Raw genomic sequence first — 12,969 nt, forward strand, 5'->3', positions numbered from 1 at the left:
AAATCCGGGGAAAAATATTCCGCTTCGTCCCGTTGGCGGCGGATCCTCTCATCCCGCTTTCACGCTCGCCTCATACGGTGGGGGCATGACGCAGGTGACTCCTCCCGGGTGGTACCCCGATCCCGGGCAGACGAACGACGGTCCGCCCACCGAGCGCTGGTGGGACGGCAAGGCCTGGACGGACCGGACCCGCCCCGCCGGCACGGCCGCCGCGTGGGGTCCCCCGGGCGGGCCGGCGGCGGACGGCGCACCGCAGCCGGCCGGGCCGGTCCCCCCGGCGGGTCCGGCGGCGCCCTCGGCTCCCGCCGGGTTCGGCGCCTACCCGGGGTACCCGGAGCAGCAGGGGTATGCGGGCGAGCAGGGGTATCCGGCGCAGGGCTATCCGGCGTATCCGGCCCCGCCCCCCGCCCCGTCCCGGCGCCGGCTGCGCACGGGCATAGCCGTCGCGGTGACGGCCGCGGTACTGGCGAGCATCGGGGTCGGCGTGTACGCCCTCACCAAGGACGACGGCGGCGGCGACGACCGCGCCGGGTCGCAGCAGGGGCCGGGCGGCGGGCAGGACGGCGGCCAGGGCGGGCCCTTCGGCGGCCCCGGCGGCAACTCGGGCGGGAGCGGCGGGTCCGGAGGCTCCGGCGGGTCCGGCGGGGCCTCGCCGTCCCCGGGCCAGTCGGACGCGCCGAAGGTCAAGGGCGGCGGCTCCGTGACGGACCAGGTCAACGGCATCAGCCTGCCGGTGCCGAAGGGCTGGACCGGACAGGCGATCGGCGTCGGGGCGCAGGTGACCTCCGACGACGCCTACAAGTGCCCCGGCAACTCGGCCCAGACGTGCACCGCGGGCGGCGCCTACACGGCCCCGGCGGTGGCGCTGGGCATCGAGGCCGACACGGCGGAGGAGGTCGCGAAGGCGGACATCGCCGCCAACGCCAAGCAGTCCTACGGCGGCACCACCTACGGCAGCATCACCTCGCACGAGGTGCTGGCCTCCGAGGCGGTGACGGTGGCCGGGCAGAAGGGCTACCTGGTGCGCTGGAAGGCGGTCACCAGCAAGGGATCCGACGGCTATGTCGAGTCGGTCGCCTTCCCCTCCCCCGACGAAGCCCGGCAGATCGTGGTGGTCCGCTTCGGCGTGGACGTCGGGCAGAAGCTGTCCGTCATCGACGAGATCCTCAAGGGGATCAAGGTCTCGTCCGGCGGCGGGAGCGGTCAGGACGTCTGAGAGAGGGATCGGCCGGGTGGGATTCCCCTCCGCTCAAGGGGAACCCCACCCGGCCGGGGGTGCGCGCCGCCCCCGTCCCCACGGTGCGGCGCGGGCAGGTCGCCGTCCAGTCATCCCGTGAACGGCGGCCTGGGTCTCATGTCAGTCCGAGCGAGGGCAGCACGGCGGCCTCCACGAAGCGGACGAGGTAGTCGGAGTCGGCGTAGTGGCCGTCGAGCACCGGCCGCACGCGCAGGACGCCGAACATCATGGCCGGGATGTACTCCAGCGCCGGGTGGCCCGCCCGGACCTCGCCCCGGGCCACGCCCCGGGCCAGGATCTCCTCCAGCGCGGCGATCTCCGGGTGCACCAGCGCCTCGCGCAGTGCCTGGGCCAGCTCCTGGTCCGCCGTCACCGCGTGCCCCAGCGCCTGGAGCAGCCGGGTGTCCTTGCCGGACCAGTCGCCGGCGGTCCGTGCGGCCTGGCGCAGGTCCTCGGCGAGTGATCCGGTGTCGATGCCGGCGAACCTCACCCGGCGGCTGGCGCGCAGCGCCGCCGCGACGAACTGCGGCTTGGTCTTCCACTGCCGGTAGAGCGTGGACTTGCTGCACCGGGTGCTGGCGGCGATGCCCTCCATGGTGACGGAGTCGTAGCCGCACTCGCGGATCTGTTCCAGCACGGCGTCGAAGAACTCCCGCTCACGCTCCGGCGTGATCTTGGAGCGGCGCGAGGCGACGACCGTGTCCGGTGCGTCCGCGGCCTGCGACGTCATGCGGTGCTTCCCCTCACTCGTGTCTGTTCCCGTGCTGCGCGGTGCCTGGTGCCCGTGCGTGCTTCCAGTGTGGCGCACATCAATCGATACGCCAGTGTACCGGTACTCGACCGTATCGGTACACTGGCGTATCGGTACGGCAACGTATCGAAGAGTTCCGGTGCGGACCGGGGCTCGTCCGCACCACGACACGCACCACCGTCAGCGAAGGGGCCGGGGGATGAATGCCCGAACCGAGCCTGCGGAGGCGGAGGGGGAACCGGAGACTCCGGCCCGTCCGTCCCTGATACGTGAGTTCCTGCTGGTCGCCGGGCTCTTCCTGGTCTACAAACTGGGCCGCCGACTGGCCACCGGCCACACCGCCGACGCCTTCCGCAACGCCCGGCAGGTCTGGCACCTGGAGCGGAACGTCCACCTCCCCCGCGAAACCGCCGTGCAGTCCGCACTGCTGCACGGCGACACCGTCGTCCACCTGGCGAACACCTACTACGCGACCGTCCACTTCCCGGCCACGCTCGCCTTCCTGGTCTGGCTGTACCTGCGGCGGCCCGCGCACTACGTCTGGGCCCGCCGGGTCCTCGCGGTCCTCACCACCGCCGCCCTCGTGCTGCCGTTCACATTCCCGCTGGCCCCGCCGCGCATGCTGACCGGGACGGGCCTGGTGGACACCGCCCGGATCTACGGCCCGTCCGTGTACGGCCCGCCGTCCAGCGACCACCTCTCCAACCAGTTCGCGGCCATGCCCTCGCTGCACTTCGGCTGGGCGCTGATGGTGGCGATCGGCCTGATGGCCGCCACCCGGTCCCGCCGGCGCGGGCTGTGGCTGCTGCATCCGCTGGTCACCCTGCTGGTGATCGTGGGCACGGCGAACCACTACTGGCTCGACGCGATCGTCGCCACGGCCATGCTCGGCCTCGCCCTCGCGGTGGTCCCTCCGCCGCGGCGCACGGCCGGTACGGCGGGACGCGGCACCGGTCTGCTGAAGCCGCGCGAGGCAGTCCTGGCGGGAGCGGGCCGATGAGCGCCGCCGCCCTGGCCGCCCTCGGCCTGTCGCTGGTGTCGGCCGTCGCCTACGCGCTGGCCGCCGTCGCCCAGGAACGGCTCGCCTCGCGCAACGCCGGCACCGGCCTGCTGCGGCTGCTGGGCACCGGCGCCTGGTGGTCGGCGGTCGGGCTGAACGCCGCCGCCGCGCTGCTGCACGTCGTCGCCCTGAAGTACGGCCCACTGACCGTCGTACAGCCGCTGGGCGCGCTCACCCTGGTCGCCGCCGTGCCCCTGGGCGCCCGGGCGGCCGGCCGGCGGGTCAGCGCGGTGGAGTGGCGCGGTACGGCGCTCACCCTGCTCGGGCTCGCCGCACTGCTGGTCACCGCCTCCGGCCCGGCGCCCGCCCGGGTGCTGTCGCTGACCGAGGCCCTGGTGGTCACGGGTACGACAGCAGCCGCGATCGGTCTGCTGTCCTGGCCCGGCGCCCGGCCGGGCCTCAGGCACGCCACCGCGTCCGGCTTCGCCTCCGGGGTCGCCTCCGCGCTGACCCAGACGGTGACCGTGGCGGCGACGGACCGCTCGGGCCCGGTGCTGAGCACGGAGGTGATCGTGGTCGCCGTGCTCGTCGCCGGGTTCGCCGTCGGCGGGCTGCTGCTGTCCCAGACGGCCTATCGCGGCGGCCTCGGCGCCCCGCTGGCCGTGGTCACCCTCACCAACCCGGTGGCCGCCGCGGTCATCGGTCTGACGCTGCTGGGGCAGGGCCTCCAGGGCGGTGCCGCCGGGGTGCTGCTGGCCCTGGCCGGCGCGGGGCTGGCCTCCTGGGGCGTGGTGCTGCTGACCAGGGCGGCACCCGCGCCCGCCGGCCAGGACGAGTCCGGCGGTGACGACGAGCACCCGGTGGCGGCCGTGCTGGCGCTGGAGCCGGGTACGGCGACCGCGGAGCCGGTGCTGCTGCCCCGGCAGCCGGACCAGCCGGGGCACCTCACGGCGCTGTGACCACCCGGGCAGACGGCGGCGGCCGGTGCGCGCGTTCCGCGGGCACCGGCCGCCGTCGCCGTGCTGCTTCCTGCCGTCCGGGCGTGCCGGTCAGCCCCAGCCGCGCGCGTCCTGCTTGAGCGCGGTGTCCACCGTCAGCGCCGTGGCCACCACGAGGCTCAGCAGCGGTTCGGGCAGCTGGTAGTGGATCTGCAGGACGTAGTTGTCCGCCGTCGTGAACAGGGTCTTGGCGAGGCCTTCCCAGGTCTTGGTGATCCGGGCGACCTCGTTGTCGGCGTGGTCGACGATCGCGAAGTTCCAGGCCCGCCAGTTCTCCGCCTTGATCGCGCCGACCTGCCGGCCGTTCGCCGTCATCGCGAAGTTGATCTTCCCGATCATGTTCTTCTGGACGATCTCGCCGACCGGTGAGCCGTCCGGGCGGGTCACGACCACCCGCGACTTGAAGATCTTCGCGGGCCGGGTCAGCAGCAGTTGCGGCTGGCCGTAGGCGTCGCGGATCTCCAGCTTGTGGGTGAGGAACTGGTCCAGGCTGGAGACGAAGCGCAGGATCTTGCGCAGCACGCCCTGACCGACCTGGGTGACCGAGCCGATCTCCCGGCCGTTCTGATCCATGACCTTGTACTCGTTGGTCAGCTCGATCAGCTTGGCCTTCTGGTTCACGACCAGGACGGGCTCGGTGAAGAGGGTGCCGCCACCGGCGCCGCCGCCCGCGACGCCGGCCTGCTGCTGCACCTGGCGCTGCACCTTGGCGTCACCGGCCTGCTGCTGCGGGAAGGCAGCCTGCTGCGGCGGAACCTGCCCGGCCTGCTGCTCGGCCGGGTTGGTGTGTTCGGTCCACTGCGTGCCGTCCCAGTAGCGGAGCGTCTGGGCCGCTCCGTGCGGATCCGGGTACCAGCCTGCAGGAGTGTTCGATTGCGTGGTCACCGGGGCACACTACCCTGATATGACCGGTACCTGACCAGTCCGCACGGAGCGGTGTTCATCGCCCGTTCACCCCGTGACGATCGCCGGGTCGCTGACGCCGGGCCGCCCGTTCTCCACGTGCCCGGCGAAGCCGCGCAGGAAGGCCGGGTCGGCGTCGGAGGTCACGGTCAGGTCGTACCAGCGCTTGCTCGCCGCGAGCGCGACGGTGTGCCGCACGGTCGCGCCGGGCCGGACCGTCACCGTCACCGGCTTGCCGCCGTAGCCGTTGACCAGCTTCAGCCTCGCCGTGCCGGAGCCCTTGTTGGTGAAGGTGAGCTCGACGTCGTCGCCCTTGTGCCGGGCGGTGACCTCGGGGCCGGCGGCCTTGTTGCGGCCCTTGAAGACGCGCAGGAAGCCGTTGGGACCGTGCACGGTGAGGTCGTAGTCGCCGCCGGAGTACGCCGAGTTCCAGGTGTCCGACAGCGTCTTGCCGGCCTCCGTGGTGTACGTCCAGGGGCCGTCGGTCCGGTTGTCGGACGTGACGAGGAAGACCGCTCCCGCGTGCGCCCCGGAGCCGAACGTGAGCGTGAACTTGCCGGCCGCGGTGTCCGCCGAACCGTCCACCACGGGGGCGTACTTCAGCGGGCGGGTGGGCCGGCTGCCCCGCTCCTGCCGGGGAAGCGTTCCGTTGGCGGGAGGCTTGGGCACGTAGTCGGGGTGGCGGTCGTGGTCCTTGGGCTGGTAACCGGCCGTGGAGGGCAGCACGACCCGCGCGGTGTCCTTGCGGGAGAAGTCGAAGGCGCTCGTCAGGTCTCCGCACACGGCCCGCCGCCAGGGCGAGATGTTCGGCTCCTGGACACCGAAACGACGCTCGATGAACCGGATGATCGAGGTGTGGTCGAGGGTCTCGGAGCAGACGTACCCGCCCTTGCTCCAGGGGGAGACCACCAGCATCGGCACCCGCTGGCCGAGCCCGTAGGGGCCGGCGACATGCCCGGCGTCGCCCTTGAACAGGTCCGGCGCGGGGTCGACCGTCGACTTGCCCTGGGCGGCCGAGGCCGGCGGGTAGGGCGGGATGACGTGGTCGAAGAAGCCGTCGTTCTCGTCGTAGGTGATGAACAGCGCGGTCTTCCCCCACACGTCGGGGTCGGAGGTGAGCGCGTCCAGGACCTGGGAGACGTACCAGGCGCCGTAGTTGGCGGGCCAGTTCGGGTGCTCGGTGAAGGCCTCGGGAGCGACGATCCAGGAGACCTGGGGCAGCTTGCCGGTCCGGACGTCCGCCTTCAACTGGTCGAAGAAGCCCTCGCCCCTGCGGGCGTCGGTGCCGGTGCGGGCCTTGTCGTACAAGGGGTCGCCGGGCTTGGCGTTCCGGTACTGGTTGAAGTACAGCAGCGAGTTGTCGCCGTAGTTGCCCCGGTAGGCGTCGTCGATCCAGCCCCAGCCGCCGTTCGCGTCGAGGCCGTCGCCGACGTCCTGGTAGATCTTCCAGGAGACCCCGGCCCGCTCCAGTCGCTCGGGGTAGGTGGTCCAGCCGTAGCCCGCCTCGTCGTTGCCGAGGACCGGGCCGCCGCCCTTGCCGTCGTTGCCGGTGTAGCCCGTCCACATGTAGTAGCGGTTCGGGTCGGTGGAGCCGATGAACGAACAGTGGTAGGCGTCGCAGATGGTGAAGGAGTCGGCGAGCGCGTAGTGGAAGGGGATGTCGTCGCGGGTGAGGTACGCCATCGTCGTGGCCGACTTGGCGGGCACCCACTTGTCGTACTTGCCACCATTGAAGGCGGTGTGTCCGTCGTTCCAGCCGTGCGGGAGGTCCTGGATGAAGGCCAGGCCCAGGTCGTCGGCGTCCGGATGGAAGGGCAGGACGTCCTTCGTGCCGTCGGACTGCTTCCAGACGGACCTGCCGTTCTGGGTGACCGGACGGGGGTCGCCGAAGCCGCGGACTCCTCGGAGGGAACCGAAGTAGTGATCGAAAGAACGGTTCTCCTGCATGAGGACGACGATGTGCTCGACGTCCTCCACCGATCCGGTGCGGTGGTGGGCGGGCAGGGCGGCCGCGCGCTGGATGCTGCTGGACAGCGCCGTGAACGCCGTGGTGGCGCCCGCGATCTGGAGGAAGCGCCGCCGGTTGACTTCGGGCATGGGTGAGGGTCCTCTCGTCCTGACGTACGCGATACCCGCCAGATGACGGAATCCGCGCGGAGCGAGTGTTCCAAGAGCAGCGAACGTCAGGGAAGGGTGCGATGGCGCGCACATGAAGTCGTGGGTACGGGAGGAAACCGGGTGTCGCCCGGACTCCCACCGGCCCCGTGAGTGTGCGCGGGCGCCCCGGCCCGTCGTGGTGCCGGGGCGCCCGGTCCGGGCTGTGCGGGTCAGGGCGGTCAGGGGGTCTGGTACGCCTCCACCTCGCTGAACTGGCCCGCCGGCCAGCCCGTGTTCGCGGTGACGGTCAGGCGCAGGTAGCGCAGGTTCGTGCCGCTCGGCAGGGTCACGGTCGCGGTGTTGCCGGTGGCCGGGTCGAAGCGGTAGCCCTGCGCGCCCAGCACGGTCGAGTAGCCGGAGCCGTCGGTGCTGCCGAGCACCGTGACGGTCTGGGTGCGGGCGCCCCAGGCCGAGGACGGCGGCAGCTTCAGCACCAGGCGCCGCACGGCGTAGGAGGAGCCGAGGTCGACCGTGAGGGACTGCGGGAAGGCGTTGTTCGTCGACTCCCAGTACGAGTTCGCGTCGCCGTCGACCGCCTTGCCCGGAGTGTAGACGTCCTGCGAGCCGGTCGCGGTGGCCGGGCGGCCCTTGGCGAGGTTGCGGTTCGGGTCGGGTTCCGGGTTGCCCTGGCCGGGCTGCGGCCAGGTGGAGCAGTCCGACCAGGTGCTGGACCAGCCGGAGTTGCCGCCGCCGTCGGTGAGGGCGAAGGAACCGGAGTTCGCCGGGTAGGGGCAGTTGTAGACGCCGGCCGCGCCGACCTGGGTGGCGGTGACGTTCTTGAAGGTCGCCGCGCCCTGCGCCTCGGCCTGGACCACGACCGTGCCCGTGTTCCGCACGGTCGCACCGGTGACGTTGACGTTCCGCACCGGGTAGCCCTGCCCGCCACCGGAGACGAACTCGAAGGCGCTGTACGGGCTGTCGGTGATCGTCGTGTTGGTGATGTTGACGGTGGCGTTGATGGCGCTGTCGTACGAGTCGACGCGCAACGCGCCCATGGGGTGGTTCCAGTTGGGGTTCATCGCGCCGGTGCGCACCAGCGTGTTGCCGTCGACCGTGATGGTGCCGGCGAGGGGGTGGAACGGGTCGAGGAACTTCTGGTTGGAGATGGCGATGCCGCTGCCGAGGGCGTTGGTGTCGGAGACCAGGTTGTTGCGTACGGCGATGTCGGTGCCGCCGTAGATGGCGATGCCGTTGGCGAGATTGGGCTGCGAGATCGTGTTGTTCTCGAAGCTGGAGTCGGTGTCCGGGGAGTACAGCGACCACATGGCGAGGGAGTCGTCGCCCTGGTTGCGCAGGAAGTTGTTGCGGACGCGGACGCCCTTCGCCGTGCCGTTGAGGTTGAGTCCGTCGGCGGTGGTGTCGAGGATGCGGTTGTTCTCCACCACCAGGTTGTCGTTGTTGCCCGTGAGCCACAGGCCGACCTTCAGGTGCTGGATCCACATGCCGGAGACCGAACTGCCCGGTCCCAGCGAGCCGTTGACGAAGTTGTCCGGGCTGGAGTCGACACGTTCGGTGACCTCGCCGATGACCGCGAAGTCCTTGATGCGGACGTTGCCCGCCGAGCCGGACTGGTCGATGAAGCGGGAGGTGTGCACGACCGAGTACCAGCTGCCCGCGCCTTGCAGGGTGACGTTCTGTACGCCGCTGAGCGAGGACGTGAGGCGGTAGTCGCCCGGCGGTATCCACACGGTGCCGCCCTGGGCGGCGGCGATGGCGTCCCGGAAGGCCTGGGTGGAGTCGCCGTTGCCGCTGGGGTCGGCGCCCTTGGAGACGACGGACACCGAACCGGCGGGCTGGCCTGCGGCCGGGGCGACCTGTTCGAAGTCGGCGACGTCGACGGTGACCTGGACGCCGGCCGCCTCCACGGCGACCTTGTCGCCGGCCTGGACGTTCTGCCCGAGCAGCAGCCGGGTGTTGTCGAAGAAGTGGTGCGTCTTCGCGCCGGGGATCCAGCCGGTGTCGATGTAGGAGTACTTGGAGGTCACCGGGAGGGTCTTGGCGAGCCTGGTGCCGTTGACGTACACGTTCAGGGATCCGGACTGGCCGTCCGGCACGCTGTAGGCGACGTTCACCGCGTTGGCGGCGCGCGGCACGGTGAACTCCACCCGCTGCCCGGGGGACAGCCGGACGGCCTGCCGGCCGGAGGCCTCCGAGGCGAGGCTGCCCTGGGTGTAGTCCGGGCCGATCTTCGTGCCGTTGCCGGTCGCCGACTCGGCCTCCACGGAGGTGAAGGGGAGGGTGGCGCCCGCGGCCGCGTGGGCGGCCGGGGCGATGCTGACGAGCATGCCCGCGGCCAGGGCGACGACCGCCCCGATGGCCGGCATGCGCCGGAGGTGTCCGGCGGTGCTGGGGTGCATGTGCTGATCCCTTCGTGGTGGGGGTGCAGGGGATAGCAAGGTGCGTACGGGCGCGGCTCGGACGCGTGACCAGCCGCCGTGCGGCCCGGCTCAGGCGCGCAGCCAGGCCGCCGTGTCCTGCGGCAGCCGGCCCGCGTCGTCCAGCGGGCCGCTGCTGAGCAGGAGCCGGGAGTGCGCGGGCAGGTCGGCGGGCGTGGCCGCGAGGTTGACCACGCACAGCGCCGCGTCCGCGCGGGAGAAGGCGAGCACGCCGTCGGGGGCGGCCAGCCAGGTCAGGGGGCCGTCGCCGAACTCGGGGCGCAGCGCGATGGCCTCGCGGTAGAGGGTGAGCAGGGAGTGGGGGTCGCGCTGCTGCCGGTCGACCGCGTACGAGGGCCAGTCGGCCGGTTGCGGCAGCCAGGGTTCCTCGCGGGAACCGAAGCCCGCGTACGGCAGGCCGGCGGCCCAGGGCAGCGGCACCCGGCAGCCGTCGCGGCCGGGGTCGGCGCCCCGCGAGCGGAAGTACATCGGGTCCTGGATGCGGTCGGCCGGGATCTCGGCCTCCGGCAGGCCCAGCTCCTCGCCCTGGTAGAGGTACACCGATCCGGGCAGCGCGAGCGACAGCAGGGCGGCGGCCCGCGCCCGCCGGGTGCCGAGCGCCAGGTCGGTGGGGATGCCGAAGGTCCTGGTGGCGAAGTCGAAGGCGGTGTCCTCGCGGCCGTACCGGGTGACCGTGCGGGTGACGTCGTGGTTGCACAGCACCCAGGTGGCCGGGGCGCCGACGGGGGCGTGTTCGGCGAGCGTGGTGTCGATGGAGGCGCGCAGCCGGCCGGCGTCCCAGGGGCAGGACAGGAAGGAGAAGTTGAAGGCGGTGTGGAGTTCGTCGGGCCGCAGGTAGCGGGCGAAGCGTTCGGGGTCGGGGTGCCAGACCTCGCCGACGAACACACCGCCGTACTCGTCGGCCACCCGGCGCCAGGAGCGGTAGATGTCGTGGAGTTCGTCGCGGTCGACGAACGGGTGCGGCTCCGGGTGGGTGGCGAGGTCGGGGAGGTCCGGGTCCTTGGCGAGGAGGACCGCCGAGTCGATGCGGACGCCGGCGACGCCCCGCTCGAACCAGAAGCGCAGGATGTCCTCGTGCTCCTGGCGGACCGCCGGATGAGCCCAGTTGAGGTCGGGTTGTTCGGGGGTGAACAGGTGCAGGTACCAGTCGCCGTCGGGCAGCCGGGTCCACACCGGGTCGGTGGAGCCGACGAACTGGGACGGCCAGTCGTTCGGCGGGAGTTCACCGTGCGCGCCGCGTCCGGGCCGGAAGTGGAACAGCTCGCGCTCGGGGCTGCCCGGCCCGGCGGCGACCGCGGCCCGGAACCAGGGGTGCTGGTCGGAGACGTGGTTGGGCACGATGTCGACGATGGTGCGGATTCCCAGCTCACGGGCCTCGGCGATGAGTTTCTCGGCCTCGGCGAGGGTGCCGAAGGCGGGGTCGATGGCCCGGTAGTCGGCGACGTCGTAGCCGCCGTCCTTCAGCGGGGACACGTACCACGGTGTGAACCACAGGGCGTCCACGCCGAGTCCGGCGAGGTACGGCAGCCGGGCGCGGACGCCCGCGAGGTCGCCGGTGCCGTCGCCGTCGCCGTCCGCGAAGCTGCGGACGTACACCTGGTAGATGACGGCCGAGCGCCACCAGTCAGGGTCCTTCCGGGCATGGCTGGGCTGTCCCACTGGGCTTGCCTTTCTGTAGACGGGGCGGCGGCGTCAGCCCTTGGTGCTGCCCGCGCTGATCCCGGCGATGATGTGCCGCTGGAAGACGAGGAACAGCGCCACCATCGGGATGCTGGCGATCACCATCGCGGCGATGAGCACGGTGAGCTGGATGTTCTGCGACAGCTGGACCAGGGCGACGCTGATCGGCTGCTTGCCGGTGTCGGAGAAGACCATCAGCGGCCACAGGAAGTCCTGCCAGACGGCGACCAGCGCGAAGATCGACACGACGCCGAGCACCGGCCGGGACATGGGCAGGACGACGGACCACAGGATGCGGAGCCTGCCGGCGCCGTCGATCTCGGCGGCCTCCAGGACATCGCGCGGCAGCTGATCGAAGAATCGTTTGAGCAGGTAGAGGTTGAAGGCGTTGGCGACGGCCGGCAGCCAGATGGCGAGGGGGTCGTTGAGCAGGCTGGTGTGGATCAGCGGCAGGTCGGCGACGGTCAGGTACTTCGGGACGACCAGCGCCTGCGCCGGGACCATGAGGGTGGCGAGGATGCCGCCGAGGACCACCTTGCCGAAGGCGGGCCTCAGCTTGGACAGGGAGTAGGCGGCGGCCGTGCAGAACACCAGCTGGAAGGCCCAGGCGCCGGCCGCCTGGACGAGCGTGTTCCCCAGGTGCCGGGGGAGCTCCATGAGGTCCCAGGCGTCGGTGTAGCCACTGAGGTGCCAGTGCTCGGGAAGGAGCGTCGGCGGGGTACGGGCCACCTCGTCCGGGGACTTCAGGGCGCCGGTCGCCATCCAGTACACGGGGAAGAGGAAGGCGAGCGCGAAGAGGACGACGACGGCCGTGAACACCGTCCAGTAGAGGATCTTCCCGCGCGGACGGGCGAGGGTGGCCGGGGAGATCAGGGTGCGGGTGCCGGTGGTCATGCGTCCCCCTCGGAGCGGGTGAGCCGCAGGTAGACCGCGGAGAAGGCGCCGAGCAGCAGCAGGAGCATCACGCTGAGGGCGCAGGCGCCGCCGAAGTCGTTGTAGAGGAAGGCGTACTTGTAGATGAGGTAGAGGACGGTGACGGTGGCGTTCTCGGGGCCGCCGCCGGTGATGACGAACGGTTCGGTGAACACCTGCATGGTGGCGATGATCTGGAGGAGCATCAGCATCAGGATCACGAACCGGGTCTGCGGGACCGTGACGTGCCGGACGCGCTGGAGGAGGTTCGCGCCGTCCAGTTCGGCCGCCTCGTAGAGCTCGCCGGGGATGGACTGGAGCGCGGCCAGGTAGATGAGGACGGTGCCGCCCATGTTGGCCCACGTGGCGACGATGACCAGGGAGATCAGGGCGGTGTCGGTGCCGTTGGACCAGTTCGAGGTGGGCAGGTGCAGGAAGCGCAGCGTCTCGTTGGCGAGGCCGGCTCCGGGGTCGTAGAACCACTTCCACAGCAGGGCGCTGACCACCGGCGGGATCATCACCGGCAGGTAGACCACGACCCGGAAGAAGGCCTTGGCGTGCCGCAGTTCGTTGAGCACGAGGGCCAGGACGAAGGGGATCGCGAAGCCGATCAGAAGGGCCAGCAGGGTGAAGGTGAGGGTGTTGCGCCAGGCGGCCGTGAACTCGGGGTCGTGCAGGACCCGGGTGAAGTTGGCGGTGCCGACCCACTCGGGCGGTGAGCCGGGGGTGTACTTCTGGAAGGCGATGACGACCGCGCGGATCGCCGGGTACCAGGAGAACAGGGCGAAGCAGAGCAGGCCGCCGAGGAGGAAGCCGTAGGCGTGGACCTGGTCGGTGAGGCGGCGCCGCCTCCGGTCCCCTGCCGGGGGCGGCGCCGGGACCGCGGGGACGGCGGCGTGCGCCGGGGGCCGTCGCTCGGCCGTCTTCGTCATGGT

10 protein-coding genes are annotated in these 12,969 nt (G+C 71.6%); 3 read left to right on the forward strand and 7 right to left on the reverse strand.

What is annotated here, in order from left to right; translation table 11 throughout:
• The first annotated feature begins 85 nt into the window (after positions 1–85).
• Positions 86–1,216 carry a DUF2510 domain-containing protein gene (locus tag C3492_RS38575; protein WP_103817271.1) on the forward strand — a complete coding sequence of 377 codons (1,131 nt, stop codon included), beginning with the start codon at positions 86–88 and terminating at the stop codon, positions 1,214–1,216.
• A gap of 136 nt (positions 1,217–1,352) precedes the next feature.
• Here C3492_RS38575 and C3492_RS38580 read toward each other — a convergent pair whose 3' ends face one another.
• A complete protein-coding gene (locus C3492_RS38580) occupies positions 1,353–1,967 on the reverse strand; it encodes a TetR/AcrR family transcriptional regulator (protein ID WP_103817272.1) in 615 nt (204 codons plus the stop codon).
• A 220-nt stretch (positions 1,968–2,187) separates the two neighbouring features.
• Here C3492_RS38580 and C3492_RS38585 point away from each other — a divergent pair, with 220 nt between their 5' ends.
• Positions 2,188–2,988: a phosphatase PAP2 family protein gene (locus C3492_RS38585; protein ID WP_103817273.1), complete on the forward strand. Its 801-nt coding sequence runs from the start codon at positions 2,188–2,190 to the stop codon at positions 2,986–2,988.
• Complete coding sequence (locus tag C3492_RS38590; RefSeq protein WP_103817274.1) at positions 2,985–3,947, forward strand: hypothetical protein; 963 nt, start codon at positions 2,985–2,987, stop codon at positions 3,945–3,947. Before C3492_RS38585 ends, C3492_RS38590 begins: the two co-directional genes overlap by 4 nt.
• A 90-nt stretch (positions 3,948–4,037) precedes the next feature.
• Here the strand turns inward: C3492_RS38590 and C3492_RS38595 are convergent, their stop codons facing one another.
• From C3492_RS38595 to C3492_RS38620, 6 genes are all read right to left on the reverse strand, one after another.
• Positions 4,038–4,871 (reverse strand): phospholipid scramblase-related protein, encoded by an 834-nt coding sequence (locus tag C3492_RS38595; RefSeq protein WP_103817275.1) that lies wholly within the window; start codon positions 4,869–4,871, stop codon positions 4,038–4,040.
• Positions 4,872–4,937: 66 nt separating this feature from the next.
• On the reverse strand, positions 4,938–6,986 hold the full coding sequence (locus tag C3492_RS38600) for a phosphocholine-specific phospholipase C (RefSeq protein WP_103817276.1): 2,049 nt from the start codon (positions 6,984–6,986) through the stop codon (positions 4,938–4,940).
• Between the two features lie 239 nt (positions 6,987–7,225).
• The gene (locus C3492_RS38605) at positions 7,226–9,403 is read right to left on the reverse strand and encodes a discoidin domain-containing protein (RefSeq protein WP_103817277.1); all 2,178 of its coding nucleotides are present in this window, start codon (positions 9,401–9,403) and stop codon (positions 7,226–7,228) included.
• Positions 9,404–9,493: 90 nt separating this feature from the next.
• A complete protein-coding gene (locus C3492_RS38610; RefSeq protein ID WP_103817278.1) occupies positions 9,494–11,101 on the reverse strand; it encodes a glycoside hydrolase family 13 protein in 1,608 nt (535 codons plus the stop codon).
• A 33-nt stretch (positions 11,102–11,134) separates the two neighbouring features.
• The gene (locus C3492_RS38615; protein ID WP_103817279.1) at positions 11,135–12,016 is read right to left on the reverse strand and encodes a carbohydrate ABC transporter permease; all 882 of its coding nucleotides are present in this window, start codon (positions 12,014–12,016) and stop codon (positions 11,135–11,137) included.
• Positions 12,013–12,966 carry a carbohydrate ABC transporter permease gene (locus tag C3492_RS38620; RefSeq protein ID WP_103817280.1) on the reverse strand — a complete coding sequence of 318 codons (954 nt, stop codon included), beginning with the start codon at positions 12,964–12,966 and terminating at the stop codon, positions 12,013–12,015. The genes C3492_RS38615 and C3492_RS38620 overlap by 4 nt, the downstream gene beginning before the upstream one ends.
• Positions 12,967–12,969 lie beyond the last annotated feature (3 nt).

The sequence above is a fragment of the Streptomyces sp. Ru62 genome (genome assembly GCF_002920615.1).
Classification (GTDB): Bacteria; Actinomycetota; Actinomycetes; order Streptomycetales; family Streptomycetaceae; genus Streptomyces.